At 60.5% G+C, this 23252-nt stretch carries 19 protein-coding genes; 6 read left to right on the forward strand and 13 right to left on the reverse strand.

The window, feature by feature from the left end; translation table 11 throughout:
• Nucleotides 1-31 precede the first annotated feature (31 nt).
• Nucleotides 32-1240, reverse strand: a complete 1209-nt coding sequence (locus tag QO005_RS11180; protein WP_307158118.1) for a UbiH/UbiF family hydroxylase — start codon at nucleotides 1238-1240, stop codon at nucleotides 32-34.
• A gap of 301 nt (nucleotides 1241-1541) precedes the next feature.
• On the opposite strand from QO005_RS11180, the gene pcsA reads away from it, so the two are divergent.
• The 5 genes from pcsA (at nucleotide 1542) to QO005_RS11205 (ending at nucleotide 7142) form a co-directional block, all read left to right on the forward strand.
• A complete protein-coding gene (gene pcsA, locus QO005_RS11185; RefSeq protein WP_307158119.1) occupies nucleotides 1542-2264 on the forward strand; it encodes a phosphatidylcholine synthase in 723 nt (240 codons plus the stop codon).
• Between the two features lie 196 nt (nucleotides 2265-2460).
• The gene (locus QO005_RS11190; RefSeq protein WP_307158120.1) at nucleotides 2461-4023 is read left to right on the forward strand and encodes an ABC transporter ATP-binding protein; all 1563 of its coding nucleotides are present in this window, start codon (nucleotides 2461-2463) and stop codon (nucleotides 4021-4023) included.
• Nucleotides 4013-5110 carry an ABC transporter permease gene (locus tag QO005_RS11195; RefSeq protein WP_307158121.1) on the forward strand — a complete coding sequence of 366 codons (1098 nt, stop codon included), beginning with the start codon at nucleotides 4013-4015 and terminating at the stop codon, nucleotides 5108-5110. Before QO005_RS11190 ends, QO005_RS11195 begins: the two co-directional genes overlap by 11 nt.
• Complete coding sequence (locus QO005_RS11200) at nucleotides 5107-6036, forward strand: ABC transporter permease (RefSeq protein ID WP_307158122.1); 930 nt, start codon at nucleotides 5107-5109, stop codon at nucleotides 6034-6036. The genes QO005_RS11195 and QO005_RS11200 overlap by 4 nt, the downstream gene beginning before the upstream one ends.
• Nucleotides 6037-6068: 32 nt before the next feature.
• The gene (locus QO005_RS11205) at nucleotides 6069-7142 is read left to right on the forward strand and encodes a BMP family ABC transporter substrate-binding protein (RefSeq protein ID WP_307158123.1); all 1074 of its coding nucleotides are present in this window, start codon (nucleotides 6069-6071) and stop codon (nucleotides 7140-7142) included.
• A gap of 104 nt (nucleotides 7143-7246) precedes the next feature.
• Here QO005_RS11205 and QO005_RS11210 read toward each other — a convergent pair whose 3' ends face one another.
• Both QO005_RS11210 and QO005_RS11215 read right to left on the reverse strand, forming a co-directional pair.
• On the reverse strand, nucleotides 7247-7678 hold the full coding sequence (locus QO005_RS11210) for an OsmC family protein (protein ID WP_307158124.1): 432 nt from the start codon (nucleotides 7676-7678) through the stop codon (nucleotides 7247-7249).
• 174 nt (nucleotides 7679-7852) lie between these two features.
• On the reverse strand, nucleotides 7853-8614 hold the full coding sequence (locus QO005_RS11215; RefSeq protein ID WP_307158302.1) for an SDR family NAD(P)-dependent oxidoreductase: 762 nt from the start codon (nucleotides 8612-8614) through the stop codon (nucleotides 7853-7855).
• Between the two features lie 145 nt (nucleotides 8615-8759).
• Here QO005_RS11215 and QO005_RS11220 point away from each other — a divergent pair, with 145 nt between their 5' ends.
• Nucleotides 8760-9338, forward strand: coding sequence for a TetR/AcrR family transcriptional regulator (locus tag QO005_RS11220; protein ID WP_307158125.1), 579 nt, complete (start codon nucleotides 8760-8762; stop codon nucleotides 9336-9338).
• Nucleotides 9339-9585: 247 nt separating this feature from the next.
• Here QO005_RS11220 and QO005_RS11225 read toward each other — a convergent pair whose 3' ends face one another.
• From QO005_RS11225 to gltA, 10 genes are all read right to left on the reverse strand, one after another.
• Entirely contained in the window at nucleotides 9586-11205 is a 1620-nt protein-coding gene (locus tag QO005_RS11225; RefSeq protein WP_307158126.1) for a carboxylesterase/lipase family protein, read from the reverse strand.
• Between the two features lie 79 nt (nucleotides 11206-11284).
• On the reverse strand, nucleotides 11285-14800 hold the full coding sequence (gene mfd, locus QO005_RS11230; RefSeq protein ID WP_307158127.1) for a transcription-repair coupling factor: 3516 nt from the start codon (nucleotides 14798-14800) through the stop codon (nucleotides 11285-11287).
• Nucleotides 14801-14804: 4 nt separating this feature from the next.
• A complete protein-coding gene (locus QO005_RS11235; protein WP_307158128.1) occupies nucleotides 14805-15098 on the reverse strand; it encodes a succinate dehydrogenase assembly factor 2 in 294 nt (97 codons plus the stop codon).
• Between the two features lie 173 nt (nucleotides 15099-15271).
• Nucleotides 15272-16549 carry a molybdopterin molybdotransferase MoeA gene (locus tag QO005_RS11240; protein ID WP_307158129.1) on the reverse strand — a complete coding sequence of 426 codons (1278 nt, stop codon included), beginning with the start codon at nucleotides 16547-16549 and terminating at the stop codon, nucleotides 15272-15274.
• The gene (gene moaC / locus QO005_RS11245) at nucleotides 16549-17034 is read right to left on the reverse strand and encodes a cyclic pyranopterin monophosphate synthase MoaC (protein WP_307158130.1); all 486 of its coding nucleotides are present in this window, start codon (nucleotides 17032-17034) and stop codon (nucleotides 16549-16551) included. Before moaC ends, QO005_RS11240 begins: the two co-directional genes overlap by 1 nt.
• Complete coding sequence (trpC, locus tag QO005_RS11250; protein ID WP_307158131.1) at nucleotides 17031-17846, reverse strand: indole-3-glycerol phosphate synthase TrpC; 816 nt, start codon at nucleotides 17844-17846, stop codon at nucleotides 17031-17033. The genes moaC and trpC overlap by 4 nt, the downstream gene beginning before the upstream one ends.
• Nucleotides 17843-18865 (reverse strand): anthranilate phosphoribosyltransferase, encoded by a 1023-nt coding sequence (trpD, locus tag QO005_RS11255; RefSeq protein ID WP_307158132.1) that lies wholly within the window; start codon nucleotides 18863-18865, stop codon nucleotides 17843-17845. The genes trpC and trpD overlap by 4 nt, the downstream gene beginning before the upstream one ends.
• A gap of 112 nt (nucleotides 18866-18977) precedes the next feature.
• Entirely contained in the window at nucleotides 18978-20870 is a 1893-nt protein-coding gene (locus QO005_RS11260) for a peptidylprolyl isomerase (protein WP_307158133.1), read from the reverse strand.
• Between the two features lie 167 nt (nucleotides 20871-21037).
• Nucleotides 21038-21406: a cupin domain-containing protein gene (locus tag QO005_RS11265; protein WP_307158134.1), complete on the reverse strand. Its 369-nt coding sequence runs from the start codon at nucleotides 21404-21406 to the stop codon at nucleotides 21038-21040.
• Between the two features lie 304 nt (nucleotides 21407-21710).
• Nucleotides 21711-23000: a citrate synthase gene (gltA, locus tag QO005_RS11270; RefSeq protein WP_307158135.1), complete on the reverse strand. Its 1290-nt coding sequence runs from the start codon at nucleotides 22998-23000 to the stop codon at nucleotides 21711-21713.
• Between the last annotated feature and the right edge of the window lie 252 nt (nucleotides 23001-23252).

Consider the following 23252-nt stretch of genomic DNA (forward strand, 5'->3'; position numbering starts at 1 on the left):
GATGCCGGTCAGGAATGCGTTGAAGCGCCCCTCACAGCCGCATCCTGATCCGGTCCCGGATCATGTCCGGGAAGGCGCGGAAGCCGCGGCCCGGTTCTACGCCTTCGCGCATCACGAGGTGGCGAAGCGGGGAGAGGGTGGAGAGGAGATGCAGGCCGGTGGCGCGCAGCATTTGTACTGGCAGGAAGGAAGATAGCAGCGAGCGGTTCAGGAGATCGACGCTGGCCGTGCGGGTCCAGACATCCAGGCGGCGGCGGCGGTCGAAGCGGGCGCCGAAATCCTTCGGCAGCGGTTCGCGCAAATCCTCGCCCGCCAGATCGTCCAGCGCCATGATATCGCGCAGGCTGAGATTGAGCCCCTGTGCGCCGATCGGCGGAAAGGCATGGGCCGCTTCGCCGATGAAGACGGCACGGCCCCGGCCATAGCGCGTAGCGCTCATGCCGGAAAGCGGCCAGGCCTGCGGCGTGGCCTCGACCTCCACCTTGCCCAGCAGCGACCCCATCAGGCTTTCGACTTCCTGGCTCAGAAGATCGAGCGGCAGGGCGATCAGCCGGTCGGCTTCCGCCGGTTCCACCACCCAGACAAGGCTGGAGCGATTGCGACTGAGCGGCACCTGGGTGAAAGGGCCGGTTTCCCGGTGAAACTCGGTGGAGCAATTGTTGTGCGGCAGGCTGTGGCGGAAATTCAGCACCACGGCCGTCTGAGGATAGGACCATTGCCGTGTGGAAACGCCCGCCGCCTCGCGCGTCATCGAGCGGCGGCCATCCGCGCCCACCACCAGCGCCGCGTCGATCTCCGCGCCGTCGGCAAGCGTGATGGTGACGCGCTCGTCCGTGATGGTGATGGATTGCGCCTGCGCTCGGTGGATGGTGAGATTGGGCTCTTTTTCAAAAGCCTCATCCAGCAGGGCAATGAGGGCGCTGTTTGCGAAATTATAGCCGAAAGCCGGAAGGCCGATTTCCGAGCTGCGGAAGGCAACCGGCGGCGCACGAAGCAGCCGCTTCGTGCCGTCGATGATCTGCATGGTGGAAAGCGCCTCGGTCTTCGGCTGCAAATCCTGCCAGAGTCCAAGCCGGTCGAGATAGCGGATGGACTGATCCATCAGGGCGGTGGTGCGCTTGTCATCCGTGCCGCGTTCACCCGCCACCAGCGCCACCTTGCGGCCGCGCCGCGCCAGTGCAAGAGCGGCAATGCCGCCTGCAAGACCTGCTCCGATAACCGCGATCTCGACTTTTTCCATGACAAGACTCCCTGATCCTTACGGTTTATCTAGTGCGGTTGGAACCGGGAATCCATGGGCCGAAATGGCGCAGCACCTCGTCCTGGCAGAAAGGAATACGAAGATTCATTGAAAATGACTCTTCGTATTCCTCTTTCGAATATCTCAAGCCATTGATGCATTTGAGATATTCGAAATTCTTTCAAGGCGAGGATGCGTTAGCATCTTCGAGCCTTGGTACAATTGGTGTTCAAAGGTTGCAATCCGCGACGATTCAGCGAATATCCGCGACACGTGAACACGGGGCAAAGACCAGCATATCATGAAAATATTCAACTATAAGCGAGTACCCTATGCGGAAATGCGCGCTTTTTCCGTGCATATCCTCACCGCATCGGGATCCTTCCTCGCTTTTCTCGGCGTGGTGGCCGCAGCCGAGCATCGATTTGTGGATATGTTCTGGTGGCTGGGGCTGGCGCTGCTGGTGGATGGCATCGATGGCCCGATTGCCCGCAAGGTGCGGGTGAAGGAAGTGCTGCCCAATTGGTCCGGCGATACGCTGGACAATATCATCGATTATGTGACCTATGTGCTGCTGCCGGCCTTTGCCCTTTACCAGAGCGGCATGATCGGCCAGCCCTGGTCCTTCATCGCGGCGGGGATGATCGTCGTCTCCAGCGCCATTTACTATGCCGATATGGGTATGAAGACGGATGAATATTTCTTCTCCGGCTTTCCCGTGGTTTGGAACATGGTGGTGTTTACGCTCTTCGTCATGCATGCCTCGGCGCTGACGGCGATGATCGTCGTGACCCTTTCCGTGGTGCTGACCTTCCTGCCCATCCATTTCCTGCATCCGGTGCGGGTCAAGCGGTTGCGTCCGCTCAATCTCGGCATTTTTCTTGTCTGGTGCGCGCTGGGTGGCGCGGCGCTGCTCATGCACTTTTCCACACCCGGCTTTATCGTCATCCCCTTCATCATTTCTGGGATCTACCTGTACGTGATCGGCGGAATCCTGCAATTCTTTCCGAAGCTTGGCCGCTGATTGCCAAAAGCCCCTGCCTTAAAAAGGGGCATGCTCCAAAAAATAATCTTGGCGCTAGTTGTGCAGGCGCTTAAACTCGTTATCAATACAGGGACTTGGCACGGTTTGCGCGGCTTTCGCGCGTGGCCTTCGCCATGAAGAATAACGGGAATTCGTGTCGTTCGCCCCGCCAAGGGCTTGAGACCAAGGGGGCAGAGTGCCGCATAGCCAAGAAGTAGCGCAAGCCTCGCTGCTTTCGGTCCGGGGTTTGACCAAGCGGTTCGGCGATTTTACCGCTTGCGACGGCATCGATCTGGATATTCGCCCCGGCGAAATCCATGCCCTGCTGGGAGAGAATGGCGCGGGCAAATCCACGCTGGTGAAGATGCTGTTCGGTGTGCTGGCGCCCACCTATGGCGCCATCACCTGGCAGGGGGAGATGGTGGATATTTCCTCCCCCGCCAAGGCACGCCAACTCGGCATCGGCATGGTTTTCCAGCATTTTTCGCTGTTCGAGGCGCTGACTGTTGCCGAAAACATCGCGCTTTCCATGGCCGATGGAAGCTCGATCTCGGCCATCGCCGAAAAGGCGCGCGACCTTTCCGCCGCCTATGGCCTGCCGCTGGACCCCCATGCCCATGTGGCCGATCTTTCCGTCGGCGAGCGCCAGCGCATCGAAATCGTGCGGGCGCTGTTGCAAAATCCCCGGCTGATCATTCTCGATGAGCCCACCTCGGTGCTGACACCGCAGGAGGCGGACAAGCTGTTCGAAACGCTGGAAAAGCTGAAGGCGGAGGACCGCTCGGTTCTCTATATCAGCCACCGGCTGGAAGAGGTGCAGCGCATCTGCGACCGCGCCACCGTGCTGCGCCACGGCAAGGTGACGGGCGCCTGCGACCCCCGCCTGGAAACGCCGGGCTCGCTGGCGCGGATGATGGTGGGCAGCGAAGTGGCGAGCGTCACCAGCAATCACGGCCAGGCCTTCGGGCAAAAGCTGATCGAGGTGAAAAACCTCTCCGCCGCCGCGCGCACGCCTTTTGCCATGACGCTGAAAGATATTTCGCTCACCGTGCGCGCTGGCGAGGTGCTGGGCATTGCCGGTGTGGCGGGCAATGGCCAGAGCGAGCTTTTCGATGTCCTCTCCGGCGAATACCCGGTGCAGGATCAGGATGCCATTCACCTGTGTGGCCGCCCGGTCGGGCGGCTTGGCATCAATCGCCGCAGGCTGGTGGGGGCAGGCTTTGTGCCGGAAGAGCGTCATGGCCATGCCGCCGTCTCTGCCATGGCCTTGTCCGACAACCTCCTCCTGGCGCGTCATCGTTCGGATGCGGCGCGCTTTTTGAGCGGCGGCGCGCTGCGTCTTATCCGCCACGGCGCGGTCAAGGCTGCCGCTGCCGGAATTTGCCGGGATATGGACGTGCGCAAGAGCGGTGAAGACCCGACCGCCGCCTCGCTTTCCGGCGGCAATCTGCAAAAATTCATCATTGGCCGTGAACTGGAGCGCAGGCCGCAGGTGCTGGTGGTCAACCAGCCCACCTGGGGCGTGGATGCCGGTGCGGCAAGCCGCATTCGCCAGGCGCTGGTGGATCTGGCGCGGCAGGGCTCTGCCGTGGTGGTGATCAGCCAGGATCTGGATGAAATCTTCGAAGTCTCCACCTCGATTGCCGGGATTTCCGATGGCCGTCTGTCTGCCAGCTTTCCGGCGGAGGGCATGACCCGCGAGAAGATCGGCCTGCTGATGGGCGGCTTGCACGGCATGGAGGGCGCCCATGCGCATTGAACTGGAAAAGCGCGCCCGGGCATCCGGCCTGTTCACGCTGGTTTCGCCGCTGCTGGCGCTGGCGCTGACGCTGGTCTCGGGCGCCATTCTGTTTGCCGCGCTGGGCAAGGATCCGGGCTCGGCGCTCTACAGCTTCTTCATCGAGCCGCTGACGGAAATCTGGTCGCTGCATGAATTGGCGGTCAAGGCGGCGCCGCTTATTCTTATCGGCGTCGGTCTTTCGGTCTGCTACCGCTCCAACAACTGGAATATCGGCGCGGAAGGGCAATTCACCATGGGGGCGCTGTTTGGCTCCTTCCTGCCGGTGATTTTCTATGAGTGGGAATCGCCGCTGCTCCTGCCGCTGATGATGATCATGGGCATGATCGGCGGTGCGCTCTACGCTGCCATTCCGGCGCTGTTGAAAACGCGCTTCAACACCAATGAAATCCTCACCAGCCTGATGCTGGTCTATATCGCCCAGTTCATTCTCGATTATCTGGTGCGCGGCCCCTGGCGCAATCCGCAGGGCTTCAACTTTCCGCAGACGCGGGATTTTACCGACAGCGCCGTGCTGCCTGCCATTTTCGCCGACTCCGGCCGCGCCCATTGGGGCTTCGTCTTTGCCATTGTTGCGGCTCTGCTGGTCTGGTTCATCATGCGCTACACGATGAAGGGCTTCGAGATCGTCGTGCTGGGCCAGTCGGAGCGGGCAGGGCGGTTTGCGGGCTTTTCCTCGCGCGGAATGGTGTGGTTTTGCATGCTGTTTTCCGGTGCTCTGGCCGGGCTTGCGGGGATTTCGGAAGTGTCCGGTTCCATCGGCCATCTCCAGCCGTCTATTTCGCCAGGCTATGGCTTCAGCGCCATCATCGTCGCCTTTCTGGGCCGCCTCAATCCGCTGGGCATCATCGCCTCCGGGCTGGTGCTGGCGCTGACCTATCTCGGCGGTGAGGGAGCGCAGCTTTCCATTGGTGTCTCCGACAAGATCACCCGGGTGTTTCAGGGGCTTATCCTGTTCTTCGTGCTCTCCTGCGATACGCTGATCTATTACAAGATCCGGATTGTCTTCTCCAAGGCGCGGACGTCGCTTGGCGGAGGCCGGTCATGATTTTCGAAGCGATTCTGCTGACGATCATCACCGCATCCACGCCGCTGGTCATCGCCGCCATGGGCGAACTGGTGACGGAGCGTGCCGGTGTGCTCAATCTCGGTGTCGAGGGCATGATGATCATGGGCGCGGTGGCCGCCTTTGCTGCCGCCCAACTGACCGGCACGCCTTTGGCAGGCATTGTGGCCGGTATCGCCGCAGGGGCCGCCTTCTCGCTGCTCTTCGGCTTTCTGACGCTGACGCTTGTCACCAATCAGGTGGCAACGGGTCTTGCGTTGACCATTCTCGGGCTCGGCCTTTCCGGGCAGTTGGGCGAGCCCTTTGCAGGCCAGCCGGGCACCAAGCTGCAACCCATCGATATTCCCCTTCTGTCCGACATTCCCGTTATCGGGCCGCTGCTGTTCCGTCAGGATCTGATCTTCTACCTGTCGATTGCGCTGGTCATCGGCGTGAACTGGTTTCTGTTCAAGAGCCGCAAGGGGCTTATGCTACGCGCCATTGGCGATAACCACGCCTCTGCCCATGCGCTCGGCATCAAGGTCATCCGGGCGCGCTATCTGGCGGTGATGTTCGGGGGCGCATGCGCCGGGCTGGCCGGAGCCCAGCTTTCGCTGGTCTACACGCCGCAGTGGGTGGAGAACATGTCTGCCGGGCGCGGCTGGATTGCGCTGGCGCTGGTGGTGTTTGCCTCATGGCGTCCCTGGCGGGTGCTGGCGGGTGGCTATCTGTTCGGCGCGGTCACAGTCGGGCAATTGCATGCGCAGGTGCTGGCGCAGACGCTCGGCATCGCCATTCCCTCGCAATTTCTTTCGGCACTGCCCTATGCGGCCACCATTGTCGTTTTGATCGTCATTTCGCATAATCGGCGCACGACGCTGATCAATACACCTGCTTCGCTCGGCAAGCCTTTCGTGCCGGATCGCTGACCCTCATTCAACCTGAACCACTAGGGGAACTCATGAAAAAACTCTCCATCGCCCTGGCAGCCACCGTTGCTTCCGTGATGTCTTTCGCCGGTGCGGCCAGCGCCGCAGACAAGACCAAGGTCTGCTTCGTCTATGTCGGCAGCAAGACGGACGGCGGCTATTCTCAGGCCCATGATCTCGGCCGCCAGGAATTGCAGAAGCATTTCGGCGACAAGATCGAAACCGCATTTCTCGAAAACGTGCCGGAAGGTCCGGATGCCGAGCGCGCTATCGAGCGCCTGGCTCGTGACAACTGCAAGCTGATCTTCTCCACCTCCTTCGGATTCATGGATGCGACCGTGAAGGTGGCCAAGAAGTTCCCGAAGGTGAAGTTCGAGCACGCCACGGGCTTCAAGTCGGCTGAAAACCTCGCAACCTACAATTCCCGCTTCTATGAAGGCCGCTACATCGCTGGCGTCATCGCCGGTAAGATGTCGAAGAAGGGTGAGGCCGGCTATATTGCCTCTTTCCCGATCCCGGAAGTGGTGATGGGCATCAACGCCTTCGAGCTTGGCGCAAAGTCCGTCAATCCGGATTTCAAGATGAAGGTGGTCTGGGTCAATAGCTGGTTCGACGCAGGCAAGGAAGCCGATGCCGCCAAGGCACTGCTCGACCAGGGCGTCGATATCCTGACGCAGCACACCGACTCCACCGCGCCGATGCAGGTTGCCGAGGAGCGTGGCGTGAAGTCCTTCGGTCAGGCTTCCGACATGATCGCTGCCGGTCCGAAGGCGCAGTTGACGGCCATCGTTGACACCTGGGGCACCTATTACATCAAGCGCACCCAGGCGCTGCTGGATGGAACCTGGAAGTCCGAGCAGAGCTGGGATGGCCTGAAGGACGGCATCCTCAAGATGGCCCCCTACACCAACATGCCGGATGACGTGAAGAAGCTGGCTGAGGAAACCGAAGCCAAGATCAAGTCCGGCGAACTGCATCCCTTCACCGGCCCGATCAACAAGCAGGACGGCACGCCGTGGCTGAAGGCTGGCGAAAAGGCCGATGACGGCACCTTGCTCGGCATGAACTTCTACGTCCAGGGCGTAGACGACAAGCTGCCGCAATAAAGTGTTGACAGCAAAAGTGGGAACCGGTTTTCCGTCCGGAAACACGCAAAAACTTTAAACTTGGAAGCAAGAGCCCTTCCGCTTCAACGGAAGGGCTCTTTTTCTTATCCAACGTTGACCGTCAGCCCGATCGGCACGGCCTTCAGCGCCTTGGAAACGGGGCAGGCCACCTTGGTCTGCTCAGCCATGTCCCTGACCTTGGCCTCATCAGCCCCGCTCACCTTCGCATTCAGCGTCAGTTCGATGCCGGTGATGGCAAAACCACCGTCCTGCTGGTCGAGCGAAACGACAGCCTTGGTTTCCAGGCTCTCGGCGGTAAAACCTGCGTCTTGAACGGTCTTGGACAGGGCCATGGAATAGCATGAGGCAAGCGCCGCGCCGATCAGTTCTTCCGGATTGGTGCCGGGCTCCCCGCCGAAACGGATGTTGAAGCCGTAAGGCTGTTCCTTCAAAGCACCGCTCTCGGTAGAAACAGACCCCTTGCCATCCTTCAAGCCACCCGACCAATGGGCCGAACCATGCTTCTTGATTACCATGGGAAACTCCTTTCAGTTGCTGGACGGAAACGATCCAGAAGAACAATCCGCGAGGCTGAGAGGAGTTCCCGGTCGGGGGGTAAAGGCGGAGGGACGTGACATGCAAGCAGGGTAAAATCTGGCTTCGGCCCAGAGCGATCTTAAGCTCTGGGCTGGTGCAGTATCACCGTTGCGTCAGCTTGAAAGTCCGCCCGCCATATCGATCGTACTGCCAGTGATGTATCCCGCATGCGGACCGGCAAGAAAGCAAACCATCTCGGACACTTCCTCCAGCGTCGCAATTCGCCGGATCGCATGCATGTCGAGGAAGACGTCGGGTGCAGTCATGCTTCCCAACGCTTCCACCATCATATCGGTCGGCATGGCGCCGGGCTGGATGACATTCACAGTAATGTTTCGCGGCCCGAGGTCACGAGCGACGCCCCTGGCGTAGCCATTGATCGCCGCCTTGGTTCCCGAATAGTCGGCGACGCCAGGAATTAACGCTACATCGCCATTAAGTGAACCAATGAAGATGATCCGGCCGCCATCAGAAAGCTGTCGAGCTGCAGCTCGGGTGGTCGCTACCGCGCCCATAACATTGATCTGCCACTGGCGATCCAGCGCGACCGTGTCGAGCTGCGAATCGTCAACCTTCTGACCTTTGGCAACCACCGCCGCGTTGTTGACGAGGATATCCAACTTTCCGAAATGCCCAATGACCTCATCGATCATCGGCTGTGCAGCTGTCATGTCGGCCTGATCGCTCTTAATGGCGATTGCTTTTACACCCTTGGCGTGGAGCTTAGCGACGACTGCTTTCGCCTTATCCGAAGACGCGACATAGGTGATGGCGACGTCTGCACCGTGGTCTGCCAGCGCCTCAGCAGTCGCTGCCCCCAATCCGCGCGATCCTCCCGTTACAAGCGCTACTTTCCCCATTAGTAGTTTTGCCATCATAAGCTCCTCATCTGGGCGATCCAAATGATAAAGATCATACCCAATTAATAACGATCATTACGATAACGATCGTTATTAATGGTGGCCCCTGTCTGTCAAGTGATTTAATAAGGCGCGTTACAAATTCGAAAGGAGGCAGGTCGTGGGTCGCCATCGGGAATTCGATATCGACAAAGCGCTCGACGAAGTGCTCTGCGTTTTCTGGCGCAAGGGTTATGAAGGCGCGTCGTACTCGGACCTCGTAGACGCTGCGGGGGTGGAGCGCCCAGCGCTCTACTCAGCCTTCGGTAACAAGGAAAGCATGTTCCGAAAGGCTCTGGCGCGGTATTCGGAACGCTATATGGATTTTATCCCTGTCGCGCTTGGCCTTCCCACTGCCCGCGAAGCGGCGGCTCATTTCCTGTACGAAACGGTAAATCTCAACACCCGGTTCTCCGAGCACACTGGCTGTCTTGGCGTCAACGGCGTTTTGGCCGGATCGGACGATGCAGAACCTGTGAGGAGAGCGTTGATCGAATTTCGTGCTGAAGGACAGAGGCGTTTTCGGGAGCGCTTCGAACGCGCTCAATCTGAGGGCGACCTGCCCGTAACAGTGGACCCTGATGCCCTTGCGACATTTGTGCTCACCATTGCTCACGGAATTGCCGTGCAGGCAAAGGCAGGGACGGATCGCGACGTCCTTCGCGCGGTCGTGCAGCAGGCGCTCGCGGGATGGCCGTGATGACGGAGGCAGCGCATCGACATCGCGGAGAACTCTTTAATTTCCGCAGCACGGAAACCGGTTTCCCGTCCCCAAATGTGTAAAACAAAGATTGAGAGCGCTTCAGTGTTTCCGCGAAATGCTGAAGCGCTCTATTTCTTTGTGAGTTCGTGTCGGATCACTGGAGCAGTGCTCTGGTATCATGATTTGCGGGGCCATGGCTGGGCGCGCTTGACGTATCATGACGCCCCCAGCCGAAGCCAACCCCTTAAAGCGCGCCTGCCGCTTGAATGAGCTTGCGGTCAAGGTCCACCGCGACGCGGGGCTTGACGTCAAATACCATGGTGGCGGGTTTTTCGGTGGTATAGGCGGGCCATTGCGGCAGGCCTTTGGCGGCGGGCTTGCCGGTGCGGGCAAAATTCACCCAGGCCTCGCTCATTTCCCGGGAAAGCTTCAGCGCTTCCTTGCCGCCGCCGGTGGCGGTTTTCACCAGACCGGCATTGGCGAAGACGTAAGGCAGTTCCGCGCAGTGCCAGGCCATCGCTACCCGGTCCAGAACCGGCGATTCATAGGTGAACATGTAGGAATAGACCGGTGCGCCGCCCTGTTTCGCCTTGAGGTCCAGATCGCGGATGGCGCCGGGGCGGAACCGTAGATCGATGAAGAAGGCATCCGCCAGTTTCTTGTCCGGATAGGCGGCCAGGAAGGCCTTGCCCACGGCATCGCCCTTTTCACCGAAACGCTCCTTCAGCTTGGCTTTCGCCTTGTCCTCGCTCCAGCCCAACCGGTTATCGGCGACCAGATCGCCCATCTTGTTGACGATCACCGTCTGGAATTCGTTGAGCGTATTGCCCACCATCAGCGGAATGTCGCGGGCCTGATCGGTCCATTTGTCACCCACTGGATTTTCGGGAATATAGCTGCCATCGAGCACCGGCGCATAGCGCGCATCCTTCGCCCCCTGCGCGGCGGGGTCCTTCAGCGCCTTGTCGGAGGCGGCCAGCAACTGATCGTAGCTGACATCCGCAAGCTTATCGATCTCTTCCGGCTTGATGCCTAGATTGGCAAGCGTCAGTTCCGCTACCTTGCGGGATGACGTCTGATCCGTCACCGGGCTCATATAGGAGCCGCTTTGTACAATGGCCTTCTGGAACAGGCCTTTCGCCTCGGCGGTGCCCATCAGTGTGCGCACCTTCATGCCGCCGCCGGACTGGCCGAAGATCGTGACATTGTCCGGATCACCACCAAAGGCGGCAATATTCTGATGCACCCATTTCAGCGCCGCCACCAGATCGGTGACGCTGGCATTGCCGGAATTGCGGTATTTGTCGCCATAGGCGGAAAGGTCGAGAAAGCCCAGCACGTTCAGCCGGTGGTTCAGCGTCACCACCACCACGTCGCCCTGCTTGCTGAGATTATGCCCGTCATAGGAGGTGAGCTCAATACCGGAGCCATTGGTGAAGCCGCCGCCATGCAGCCACACCATCACGGGCCGCTTTTTCTTGTCCTTGATGCCGGGGGTCCAGATATTCAGAAACTGGCAGGCCTCGCTCATCGGCAGATAGCGGTGCGGATTGAAAAGCTCGTCGCCCGCCACCTTCGGCATGCGCGGAATGAAGCAGTTTTCACCATAGGTCAAGGCAGGGCGCAGGCCCGTCCAGGCATCCGGCTCCTCCGCCGGCATGAAGCGTTTCGCCTTGGCATAAGGCACGCCGAGATAGCTGTAGACGCCATCCTCCAGCCCGCCGATCAGGCTGCCCTTGGTGGTTTCCACCACTGTTTCCTTGCTGGAGGCGGTAAACTCTCCCTTGTCCGCCGCCATCCCTGCGCCTCCGAGGCCAAGAGCCAGCGCCGATGCCAGCGCTGTCACAACCAAAGACTTTCTCATGATCGACTCCTCCTTCTTTCATGGTCGATCAGGAGTCTTGCACGTGAAAGATGCGCCGATCAAGCCGGCGCTGAAGGCTTCATTTCTGCCTGGCCAGTTCCGCCAATTGCCCCATGATGGTGGCAGCACCCGCCAGCCGCTTTTCCGGCGTCGGCAGGTCGCGGGTTAGAAACACGCTGTGATCGGGGCGGATTTTCGCCATGCTGCCCTGTTTGGCAATGAAGCCCACAAGGGCTGCCGGATTGGGGAATTCCTTGTTGCGGAACTGTACGACCACACCCTTCGGTCCGGCTTCCAGCTTTTCGACATTGGCCTTGCGGCAGAGCGCCTTGATGTAGACCACCTTGAGCAGGTTCTGCACCTCGGCGGGCAGGGGACCGAAGCGGTCGATCATTTCCGCACCGAAGCCGTCGATGTCGTTGAGCTCCGTCAACTCGCCAAGGCGGCGGTAAAGGCCAAGGCGCAGATGCAGGTCGGGCACATAGTTGTCCGGGATCATCACGGACGTTCCCACCTGGATCTGCGGCGACCAGCCGGTATCCTGCACCTCGTCCACGCCCTTCACCTCGGCCACGGCCTCCTCCAGCATCTGCTGGTAAAGCTCGAAACCCACTTCCTTGATGTGACCGGACTGCTCCTCGCCCAAAAGATTGCCCGCGCCGCGAATATCGAGATCGTGGCTGGCAAGCTGGAAGCCCGCGCCCAGCGTATCCAGTGATTGCAGCACCTTCAGGCGGCGTTCCGCGCCCGCCGTCAGCACCTTGTTGACCGGCAGCGTCAAAAGCGCAAAGGCGCGCACCTTGGAACGGCCCACACGGCCGCGGATCTGGTAAAGCTGGGCAAGGCCGAACATGTCGGCGCGGTGCACGATCAGCGTGTTGGCTGTCGGCACGTCCAGACCGGACTCGACGATGGTGGTGGAAAGCAGCACATCGTAACGGCCCTCGTAGAAGGCGTTCATGATGTCTTCCAGCTCGCCTGCTGCCATCTGGCCGTGGGCCACGGCCACCTTCAGCTCCGGCACATTCTCATCGAGGAAGGATTTGATGTCGGCGAGATCGGCAAGGCGCGGGCAGACATAGAAGCTCTGCCCGCCGCGATAATGCTCGCGCATCAGCGTTTCGCGGATCACCAGCGGATCGAAGGGGGAGACGAAGGTGCGCACCGCCATGCGGTCCACAGGCGGCGTGGTGATGAGCGAAAGCTCGCGCACCCCTGTCATCGCCAGTTGCAGCGTGCGCGGAATGGGCGTGGCCGACAGTGTCAGCACATGCACGTCGCTTTTCAGCTCCTTCAGCCGCTCCTTGTGTTTGACGCCGAAATGCTGCTCTTCATCGATGATCAGCAGGCCGAGATTGGCGAATTTGATGCCGGAGCCGAGAAGCGCGTGGGTGCCGACGACGATATCCGTCTTGCCCTCGGAAATCTCCTTTTTGGTCAGGTTCAGTTCCTTGGTGCCCACTAGCCGCGAGGCCTGCTGGATGCGGATCGGCAGCCCGCGAAAACGGTCGGAAAAGGTCTTGAAATGCTGGCGGGCGAGAAGGGTGGTTGGCACCACCACCGCCACCTGAATGCCGTTCATCGCAGCGAGGAAGGCGGCACGCAACGCCACTTCCGTCTTGCCGAAGCCGACATCGCCGCAGACCAGCCGGTCCATCGGGCGACCGGCGGAGAGATCGCCCTTCACCGCCTCGATGGCGTTCATCTGGTCTTCCGTTTCGTCATAGGGGAAGCGAGCGGCAAATTCGTCGTAAAGCCCTTCGGTGGTGGTCAGCACAGGGGCAGAGCGGGTCATGCGCTCGGCGGCAATGCGGATCAGCCCGTCGGCCATGTCCAGCAGCCGCTTCTTGAGCTTGGCCTTGCGCATCTGCCATGCGCCGCCGCCCAACTTGTCCAGCACCGCCTCGCTGCCTTCCGATCCATAGCGGGACAGAAGCTCGATGTTTTCGACCGGCAGGAAGAGCTTGGCCTCATCGGCATATTGCAGCTCAAGGCAGGCATGTTGCCCGCCAGCGGCATTGATGGTGCGAAGCCCGATAAACCGCCCGATACCATGCTCGGCATGGACGACGATCGAGCCTTCATCCAGCCCCGCCACTTCGGAAATGAAATCGGCTGCCTTCTTGCGGCGCTTGGCGCGGCGCACCAGCCGGTCGCCCAGAATATCCTGTTCACCGACCACCACCAGATCGGCAGCCTCAAAGCCGCCTTCCAGCGACAGCACGGCGGTGGCCGCTTCGCCCTTCTTCAGCCCGTCGAGATCCTTCAACGCCGAAACGGGCTTCAGCCGCTCCAGCCCATGCTCGTTCAGCACCTGCAACAGCCGGTCCAGCGAGCCTTCCGACCAGCCGGTGACCAGCACCTTGGAGCCCGTCGCCCGCTTGTCGGCAATGTATTTGACGGCCTGGGTGAAGACGTTGATCCGCTCGCTTTCGCCGCCCTCATTGTTTTCGGCAGAAAGCTTGGCCCAGCGCGGCCCGGCATGTGCGCCGGTCTCGATGACCTTGCGGTTTGATGCGTCCGGCTCGGCAAAAGGCGTCAGGCGAACGGGTTCCAGCGCATCCAGCCGTTTGGAAAATTCTCCACCCATCAGATAGAGATGTTCCGGCGGCACCGGCTTATAGGGCGTGCCCTGCGCCAGATGCCCCTTGCCGGGCGTGGCGGCGTTCAGCCGCGCCTCGTAATAATCGCGGATCAGCTTGGTGCGCTCTTCGGCAGCCTCGCGTACGGTATTGTCCGTAACCACCAGATAGTCCGAAAGGTAATCGAACACGGTTTCCAGCTTTTCATGGAACATCGGCAGCCAATGTTCCATGCCTGCATAGCGGCGGCCTTCGGAGACGGCGGCATAAAGTGCATCGTCGCGTGTCGCCGCGCCAAAGAGCGACAGGTAATTCTTGCGAAACCGGCTGATGGTTTCGGGCGTCAGTGTCACCTCGCTCATCGGGTTGAGATCGAGGGAGCGCACCTGGCCTATAGTGCGCTGGCTGGCGGGATCGAAGCTGCGGATGCTTTCCAGCGTATCGCCGAAGAAATCCAGCCGCACCGGCTCTTCCGATCCCGGCACGAAAACATCGAGAATGCCGCCCCGCACGGCAAATTCACCCACCTCGCGCACGGTTGCCACGCGCTCGAAGCCGTTGCGGGCAAGGCGCTCGGCAATATCGTCCATCCGCACCTGATTGCCGGGGCGCGCCGAGAAGGAGAGGCTCTCGATCACGTCGGCGGGCGCAAGCCTTTGCAACAGCGCGTTGGCGGTGACGAGAATAATGGCCGGATGCGGCTTTCTGCGGTGCGCAATCAGCCCGGCCAGCGCCGACAGGCGGCGGGCGGAAATATCGGCACTGGGCGAAACGCGGTCGTAAGGCAGGCAGTCCCATGCGGGCAGGGTGAGAACGGGAATCTCGGGCGCTGCAAAGGACAGCATCTGTTCGATGTCGTTCATGCGGCTGGAATCGGAGGTGACATAGGCCACCGGCCTGCCTTGACGGGCAAGCTCCGCCACCACAAAGGCATCCATGCCATCCGGCACGGGAGAGAGCGTGACGGAAGCCTTGGCGGCTGCCACCTTTTTCGCATCGAACAGGGAAATCATCGGTTTATTTCACAGGAGAAAAATCGGGACGGATTGCGGCAATGCGGGCAAACATCGGCGTCTGGTGCCGCTCCGGCACGGGCTCCGCGCCATTGATCCACTTGATCAGGTCATTGTCTTCCTCGGCCATGATCAGTTCCAGCTCATCCAGCTCGGTCTCGGAAAGTGCTGAAATTTCCGCTTCGGCAAATTGTCCGAGGATCAGGTCCATTTCGCGGATGCCGCGATGCCAGCAGCGATAGAGAATCCGTCTGCGGCGGGGATCGAGATCGGCGCTGCTCAGAACCAGACCAGTCATGACATCATCCTTTTTGATCGCTGAAAGCAAAGCTCATGAGAGCGCCGCATATTCGCAGGCTTTAACTCTTTGTTTTTACGCATTTCAACGCGCAAAAACAGGCTCTACTTTTCCTGGACATGCTCTATAGCCCTTCAGTCGGGTCTTGTCAGCATTTTCGGCAGATATTCCGGTTACAGCTGTCCAATCCGCAGGATGGGGCAGAGGTTCCCAGCGGGCAATTCCGGCGCATGCGGCGGGCGGATGATCAGGCAATCGGCGCTGGCCAGAATGCGCGTCATCGAGGAATCCTGCTTGCCGAAAGGTTCCGCCACCCAGGCTCCATCGGCATCGGCGGTGAGGCGGCCGCGCAGATAATCCTGCCGCTGGTCATTGGCCTTGAGCGTGACGGCGCTTCGCGCCACATCCAGCCGTTTCGGCGGCTGGCGATGGCCAAGATGCGCCAGAAGCGGCTCCAGAAACAGCAGGCTGCACACCATGCTGGAGACCGGATTGCCCGGCAGGCCCAATACTGGCGTGGATATTGGAAGATTTTCGCCTGTTTCCGGACGGAAAACCGGTTCCCACTTTTCCTGGAAACACTCGAGCCGCCCCACCATCAGCGGCTTGCCGGGGCGCATGGCGATCTTCCAGAAATCCAGCACCATGCCGGCATCCTGAAGGGCGGCCCCCACAAGGTCGTGATCGCCCACGGAAGCGCCACCCACTGTCACCAGCACATCGGCGCCCGCCTGCTGGGCGCGCCGCACGGCATCGGCAATGGCGGCGCGGTCGTCTTTTACCAGGCCAAGGTCCAGCACGTCTGCACCGTTTTCCTCAGCCAGCGCCGCGATGCCGAAGGTGTTGGAGGCAATGATCTGGCTCGCTCCCGGCCTTGCACCCGGCAGCACCAGCTCATCGCCGGTGGCGAGAATGGCAAGCAGCGGCTTGCGATAAACGGTGAGAGTGGGCTGATTGGCGGCGGCAGCAAGGGTAAGGTTGCGAAAATCAAGCTGCGTTCCCGGGGTGAGAAGCTGATCGCCCTCGGCAAAATCCTGGCCGCGCGGGCGGATATGCCGGTTCAGCGGCACAGCGATCCGGGCAAGAACCCGCCCATCTTCCATTTTTTCGGCATCTTCCTGCAAAAGCACCGTATCGGCTCCGGCAGGCATAGGCGCACCGGTAAAGATGCGCACACATTGCCCCGCCTGCACCGTGCCATCAAAGCCATGCCCGGCGGCGGATTCGCCCACGAGTTCCAGAATTGCGCCCGGCTCCGCCGCGTCAGTGGCGCGCAGGGCATAGCCATCCATGGCGGAGGCGTCGAAGGGCGGTTGCGTCAGCCGGGCCGTCACCGGGGCGGCGAGAATGCGGCCTCGCGCCGCAGCAAGAGGCAGATCCTCGGTCTTCTGCAAGGGCTGCGCCGAGGCCAGAAGCCGCGCCAGCGCCTCTTCCACCGGCAGCAGCGCCATTACAGAGCCTCCGGATGATGGAAGGGGCCGGATTTGCCGCCGGTCTTTTCGATAACCCGGATGCCGCCGATTTCCATCAGCTTGTCTGCGGCTTTCGCCATGTCGTAAATGGTCAGGCAGGCGACGGAAACGGCGGTCAGCGCCTCCATCTCCACGCCAGTCTTGCCGGTGAGCTTGACAGTTGCCTGAACCTTCAGGCCGGGCAGGGTGGGATCATCGGTAATCTCCACCATCACCTTGCTCAGCATCAGCGGGTGGCAGAGCGGAATAAGATCGGCAGTGCGCTTGGCGGCCATGATCCCCGCCAGCCTTGCCGTGCCGATCACGTCGCCCTTTTTCGCATTGCCCTCGCGGATCAGATCGAGCGTGGCGGCGGCCATTTTGACATGGCCTTCCGCCGTGGCGATGCGCACGGTCTCGGCCTTGTCGCCGACATCGACCATATGCGCTTCGCCGTTTTTCGCGATATGTGTGAGACCGCTCATTCTGCCGCAAGCGTGTTGGCGTTTCCGGTCAGCAGCAGCCGGGTTGCGGCAGCCACATCGTCCTGCCGCATCAGGCTTTCACCGACCAGGAAGGTGCTGATGCCCGACCGGCGCAGTCTCTGGCAATCCTCATGGGTGAAAATGCCGCTTTCGCCCACCAGCAGCCGATCCGCCGGCACCATGGCCGCCAGCCGTTCGCTGACGGCAATATTGACCTCAAAAGTGCGCAGATTGCGATTGTTGATTCCGACGAGCGGCGAGGTGAGCTTCAGTGCCCGCTCCATCTCCTCTTCGTCATGCACCTCGATCAGCACATCCATGCCGAGTGAGAGCGAGAGCCCCTCCAGTTCGGCGGCTTCCGCATCGTTCAGCGAAGCCATGATCAGCAGGATGCAATCGGCACCCCAGGCACGCGCTTCATAGACCTGATAGGGCTCGAACATGAAATCCTTGCGCAGCGCAGGCAGTGTGCAGGCCTTGCGGGCAGCGGTCAGAAATTCCGGAGCGCCCTGAAAGCTGGGCTTGTCGGTCAGCACGGAAAGGCAGGCAGCGCCGCCGCTTTCATAGGCTTCAGCCAGCGAGGGCGGATCGAAATCGGGCCGGATCAACCCCTTCGACGGGCTTGCTTTCTTGATTTCGGCAATCAGGCCGAACTGGCCTTTCGCCTGCCTTGCCTTCAGTGCCTTGTAGAAGCCACGGGCAGGAGCCTCGGCCTCTGCCATGCTCTTGATGTCGGCCAACGGGATGGCGGCCTTGGCGGCGGCGATTTCTTCGCGCTTATAGGCTTCGATCTTCTTGAGAATGTCGCTCATGCGGGCACTCCTGCGTTTGAGACGGCGATCAATTTTTCCAGCCGCTCCAAAGCCGCTCCGCTATCAATAGACGTTGCGCCAAGGGCCATCCCCTCCTTGAGATTAGCAGCCTTGCCCGCGATGACAAGCGCTGCCGCCGCATTGCACAGCGAGACGTCCCGATAGGCGTTCTTCGCGCCCGTCAGCACGGCCCTGAGCGCCTTGGCGTTATGTTCGCCGTCGCCGCCCTTGAGATCGGCAAGCTCCACCTGCGTGACGCCGAAATCAGCGGGCGTCAGTTCGAAACTGCGGATGCTACCGCCTTCCAGCGCGGCAACCTTCGTCGTGCCGGTGGTGGTGATTTCATCCAGACCGTTGCCATGCACCACCCAGACGCTTTCGCTGCCGAGATCGCGTAAGGTTTCGGCCAGCGGCAGAACCCATTCCGGCGAATAGACGCCGAGCAACTGCTTCTTCACGCCTGCCGGATTGGCGAGCGGGCCGAGCAGGTTGAAGATCGTGCGCGTGCCAAGCTCAACCCGGGCCGGGCCGACATGGCGCATGGCCGAATGGTGCAGTTGCGCGAACATGAAGCCGACGCCTGCCTCGCGAATACAGCGGGCAATGGTGGCCGGGTCGATATCGAGCTTGACGCCAAGCGCCGTCAGGCTGTCTGCCGCGCCGGATTTCGAGCTGAGCGCCTTGTTGCCATGCTTGGCGACGGGCACACCTGCGCCTGCGACGATCAGCGCGGCAAGCGTCGAGATATTATAGGTTCCGGTACCGTCGCCGCCGGTGCCCACGATGTCGATCGCATCCGAGGGCGCATCCACCGGCAGCATTTTCGCACGCATGACGCTGACAGCGCCCGCGATTTCCGGAACGATTTCACCGCGCATGCGCAGCGCCATCAGGAAACCGCCGATCTGCGCGGGCGTTGCTTCGCCCGACATCAGAATTTCAAAGGCGGCGCTTGCCTCTTCGCGGCTCAACGCCTCGCGATTGGCAACCTTGGCGATGAAGGGTTTCAAGCCATTCATGTCTCTTCCCCGAGTGAGCATATCTGCACGGGAAAGCGTGAGAATGCCCTGTCTGTTTTTGTCGAGCATGTCCGCGCCGCCAGCCGTTGCGGCGGCGCGACGCCGGCACGTATCAGCGGACCATTGCCTGCTGCGCCATGGCCTGATTGATCGTTACGCCGTAATTGGACTGCAACTGGTTGACCATCTGGTCAAGAATGTCGTCGCCCGCTGCATTGGCAAGCGCGGTGACCTGCTGGTCGCTCTGGTCCAGCGCATCCGTGGAGGTCGGCTCCGTCTGTACATCCGTCACCTTCATCAGGATCTGCGTCAGAGGGTCCGCACCGGCCGCAGCCGCCAGCGTGCCGACGGGGCCACGGAAGGCGGCAACCACGGCGGCGGGGCCGAGAACCGGATCATCGGTATCGCGCTTCAGGCCGGACTTGGTTTCCACCGTAATGCCAAGCTGGGTGGCGATGTCCTGCAGGCTCTTGCCGTTTTCGGCATCCTTGCGCAGCGATTCGGCCTTGGCGCCCAGCGCCTGCTTCTGCTGTTCAGCGGTCCAGTCCTTAACCGCCTTGTCCTTGACTTCATCAAGGCTGCGATCGCGGGCAGGCTCGACATTGGTCACGTCCAGCCAGAGATAGCCGGTGGTGCCCAGATTGAGCGGCAGCGCTTCGCCGCCCACTTCCGTCTCGAACACGCTCTTCAGCAGTTCCGCCTTCTGCGGCAGCGACGAGAGGTCATTGCCTGCCTTGTCCGCGCCCTGACGATCCACGCCATCGACCTTCACCGCCTTGAGGTTCAGCTTGCTCGCGGCTTCCTCCAGGCTGGAGCCTGAGGCGCGCAGATCTTCGAACTGGTCATGAACGTTGTTGATGTCCTGCACGGCGGCGGAAGCGGCGAGATCCTGACGGATCTGGTCCTTGACCTCATCGAGGCTCTTCAGACGGCTCGGCTTGATATTGGTGACACGCAGGATAACGGGGCCGAAGGCGCCTTCCACCACGGGCGTGGTATCGCCATCCTTGGCGACGGCAAAGGCGGCGTCTGCGATCTTCTGATCCGGCAACTCATCTTTCTTGAACTCACCGAGCAGCACATCCGTGGCGCTCTTGCCCTGGTCGGCCACCAGCTGGTCGAAGGTCTTGCCATTCTTCAGGCTCGCGGCTGCGGCATCGGCCAGTTCGCGGGTCTGGAAGGTCAGCTGTTCCAGCGTCCGGGTGCCGGGCACCTCATAACGTGCCTTCTTCGCCTCGTATTCCTTGGCAATCTGGTCGTCGGTGATCGCTGCCGTATTGGCGATGTCGGCAGGCTCCAGCTTGACGTAGGAGAAGCTGCGATATTCCGGAGCGCGGTAGCGTGCCTTCACGCCGTCGAACCACTTTTGAAGCGTCGCATCGTCCGGTGCCTTGATGGGGTCGATGCTGGCAGCGGTCAGGATCAGGTAATCGACGCTGCGGCTTTCCTGACGGTAGAGCTTCAAGGCATCCACCAGAACCTTCGGGGCCTTGAAGCCTTCGGCGGTGGCGTCAACGATCTGGCTGCGCACGGCGACCTTGGAGCGTTCGGTAATGTAATCCTGCTCGCGAATGCCGGAATTGCGCAGGCGCGAGGAGAAAAGCTGCCGGTCGAACTGGCCATTGGTGTTCTTGAAGGCCGGATCGTCCGCGATCAATTGTGCCAGCCGGTCCTGCGAGAGACCGAGATTCATGTCGGAGGCAAGCTGGTCGAGGGCGGCACCAGCCACGAGCTGTGCATAGACCTGACTTTCAATGCCCAGCGAGCGCGCCTGTTCGGTGGACAGCTGCGTTCCGAATCGGCGGCTCAGATCGGAAATCTGGCGGCGATAGGCTAGCCGGAATTCATTGCTGTTGATGCTCTGGCTGCCGACCTTGATGACCGTGTCCGACGTGTCCTGCAGGACTGTATGGGAAATGCCCCATATGCCGAAGGACGCGACAAGGAGAAGAAGAAGCCCTTTGACGATCCAGGTATGGGCAGCTTTTCTCATGTGAACAAGCATCGGAGCGAAAACCTCTAGCAACAGGCATGACATGGCCTCACAAGCGGGCGCTTGCGAAGCGGATGCCGTTCCTTAAAGCAAAGTCTTGCGGAAATGAAGGCTCATGCACAGCAAAAGCCATCAGCTTTTTTGCCGATATCCCGCAAATTCAGGTAGTAAGGACTTACTCACTCTATGGGCGGGCCAAGAAGCTCGATACCATGACGGGCACAGGATGCGTTGAGAGCCTCCAGATCAATCGGGATCAAGGCATCCTCCGGGGGCAGGCCCGGCGCTTGCGCCTGGACCGAAAACTCCATCACCATGTCTTCGAAACTGCCATTGGTTACCGTCAGCAGGCGGGCAAAGGGCGAAAGGACGCGAAAGCCATGCGGCGTTCCGATCGGTACATGGACCGATTCTCCTTCCACGGCCTCCATGACGAGATCGCCGATCTTCCAGCGAATTCTGCCTTCCAGCACATAATGGGTTTCGTCTTCGTGTGTGTGGATATGCAGCGGCGGCGCAAAACCTTCCCGCATCTGATGTTCGATCATCGAAATGCCGGCGATGGTTTTCTTTTTTGACAGAAGGATTCTCAGATAAGCGTTCAAGAACCAACGATCATTTTCTGTCATGAGGCCCCCGCGCCCGATCTCCACTGAAAGCATGCCGTGCAGAAGTTACAGCGGCTTTGCGACCATGGCATGCATAAAATAGACATTTAAAGCGTCAAACGCGAATCCGGAAGGTCGCGGTACACCTCACATCGGCTTAAAACAATCCGAGCTTACCGCTGCCTGACCATATAAAAAACCGGCGAAATCACTTTCGCCGGTTTGTGCAATGGAATTGCGGCAATCAGCGCTTGCTGACCGGCAGATAGTCGCGCTTCGGTGCGCCGGTGTAAAGCTGGCGCGGGCGGCCGATGCGCTGCTGCGGATCTTCGATCATCTCGTTCCACTGGGCGATCCAGCCGACGGTGCGGGCAAGCGCGAACAGAACGGTGAACATTTCCGTCGGGAAGCCCAGCGCACGCAGGGTGATGCCGGAATAGAAGTCCACGTTCGGGTAGAGCTTCTTTTCAATGAAATATTCGTCGCTGAGGGCGATCTTTTCCAGCTCCAGCGCGACCTGCATCAGCGGATTGTCGCCATTGCCGGTGGCTTCCAGCACTTCATACATGGTCTTCTGCATGATCTTGGCGCGCGGGTCGTAGTTCTTGTAGACCCGGTGACCGAAGCCCATCAGGCGGAAGGGATCGTTCTTGTCCTTGGCCTTGGCGATATATTCCGGAATCCGGTCAACCGTGCCGATTTCCTGCAGCATGTTGAGTGCGGCTTCGTTGGCGCCGCCATGAGCCGGGCCCCAGAGGCAGGCAATGCCAGCGGCGATGCAGGCAAAGGGATTGGCGCCGGAGGAGCCTGCCAGACGCACCGTGGAGGTGGAGGCGTTCTGCTCGTGATCGGCATGCAGGATGAAGATACGGTCCATGGCGCGCGACAGCACCGGATCCACCTTGTACTCCTCGCAAGGCACGGCAAAGCACATGCGCAGGAAGTTCGAAGCGTAATCGAGATCGTTCTTCGGATACACGAAGGGCTGGCCGATGTGGTACTTGTAGGCCATGGCGGCAATCGTCGGCATCTTGGCGATCATGCGCAGGCTGGCCACCATGCGCTGATGCGGATCGGTGATGTCGGTCGAGTCGTGATAGAAGGCCGAGAGCGCACCGACCGTGCCGACCATGACGGCCATGGGGTGGGCGTCGCGGCGGTAGCCGGAGAAGAACTTCGTCATCTGCTCGTGCACCATGGTGTGATGCGTCACGCGATAGTCAAAATCCTTCTTCTGCGCAGCCGTCGGCAGTTCGCCGTAAAGAAGCAGGTAGCAGACTTCCAGGAAATCGCCCTTTTCGGCCAGCTGCTCGATCGGGTAGCCGCGATGCAGCAGCACGCCTTCGTCACCGTCGATATAGGTGATCTTCGATTCGCAGGACGCCGTGGACGTGAAACCCGGGTCATAGGTAAACTTGCCGGTGTTCTTGTAGAGCGCGGCGATGTCGATGACGTCCGGACCGATGGTACCGGAACGGACCGGCAGGTCCGCCGCCTTCTCTCCAATCTTCAGGTTTGCGCTTTGGTCCGTCATGCTGATCCTCCGGTATTGTGCGGGAAGGTGCAGTTTGCGCCGCACCTCAGGTTTCGCGTCTGGAATTAGCTATATGATGCGGAGGTTAATGCCAAGCTATTCCGGGGGCAAAGTGTGCATTGCAATAAAGCGCTCTTGCACATCTGCTATGCAATAAAGTTTTGGATCGCCCAAATCGACACTTGCGGGTTCTGCATCCTTGGATTGTTATCGGGGGTAGCGACGGGGTTCTGTCTCACTGTCGCACCTCTT

The organism is Allorhizobium paknamense (genome assembly GCF_030815125.1).
GTDB lineage: Bacteria > Pseudomonadota > Alphaproteobacteria > Rhizobiales > Rhizobiaceae > Allorhizobium > Allorhizobium paknamense.

Excerpts from the sequence above, each read along its gene's own strand:
- QO005_RS11180 (WP_307158118.1), bottom strand. The coding sequence starts at position 1,240 with ATGGAAAAAGTCGAGATCGCGGTTATCGGAGCAGGTCTTGCAGGCGGC.
- gltA (WP_307158135.1), bottom strand. The coding sequence starts at position 23,000 with ATGACGGACCAAAGCGCAAACCTGAAGATTGGAGAGAAGGCGGCGGAC.
- QO005_RS11260 (WP_307158133.1), bottom strand. The coding sequence starts at position 20,870 with ATGCTTGTTCACATGAGAAAAGCTGCCCATACCTGGATCGTCAAAGGG.
- trpC (WP_307158131.1), bottom strand. The coding sequence starts at position 17,846 with ATGAGCGACATTCTCAAGAAGATCGAAGCCTATAAGCGCGAAGAAATC.
- moaC (WP_307158130.1), bottom strand. The coding sequence starts at position 17,034 with ATGAGCGGTCTCACACATATCGCGAAAAACGGCGAAGCGCATATGGTC.
- trpD (WP_307158132.1), bottom strand. The coding sequence starts at position 18,865 with ATGAATGGCTTGAAACCCTTCATCGCCAAGGTTGCCAATCGCGAGGCG.
- QO005_RS11235 (WP_307158128.1), bottom strand. The coding sequence starts at position 15,098 with ATGACTGGTCTGGTTCTGAGCAGCGCCGATCTCGATCCCCGCCGCAGA.
- QO005_RS11205 (WP_307158123.1), top strand. The coding sequence starts at position 6,069 with ATGAAAAAACTCTCCATCGCCCTGGCAGCCACCGTTGCTTCCGTGATG.
- QO005_RS11225 (WP_307158126.1), bottom strand. The coding sequence starts at position 11,205 with ATGAGAAAGTCTTTGGTTGTGACAGCGCTGGCATCGGCGCTGGCTCTT.
- pcsA (WP_307158119.1), top strand. The coding sequence starts at position 1,542 with ATGAAAATATTCAACTATAAGCGAGTACCCTATGCGGAAATGCGCGCT.
- QO005_RS11210 (WP_307158124.1), bottom strand. The coding sequence starts at position 7,678 with ATGGTAATCAAGAAGCATGGTTCGGCCCATTGGTCGGGTGGCTTGAAG.
- QO005_RS11265 (WP_307158134.1), bottom strand. The coding sequence starts at position 21,406 with ATGATCGAACATCAGATGCGGGAAGGTTTTGCGCCGCCGCTGCATATC.
- mfd (WP_307158127.1), bottom strand. The coding sequence starts at position 14,800 with ATGATTTCCCTGTTCGATGCGAAAAAGGTGGCAGCCGCCAAGGCTTCC.
- QO005_RS11195 (WP_307158121.1), top strand. The coding sequence starts at position 4,013 with ATGCGCATTGAACTGGAAAAGCGCGCCCGGGCATCCGGCCTGTTCACG.
- QO005_RS11200 (WP_307158122.1), top strand. The coding sequence starts at position 5,107 with ATGATTTTCGAAGCGATTCTGCTGACGATCATCACCGCATCCACGCCG.
- QO005_RS11215 (WP_307158302.1), bottom strand. The coding sequence starts at position 8,614 with ATGGCAAAACTACTAATGGGGAAAGTAGCGCTTGTAACGGGAGGATCG.
- QO005_RS11240 (WP_307158129.1), bottom strand. The coding sequence starts at position 16,549 with ATGGCGCTGCTGCCGGTGGAAGAGGCGCTGGCGCGGCTTCTGGCCTCG.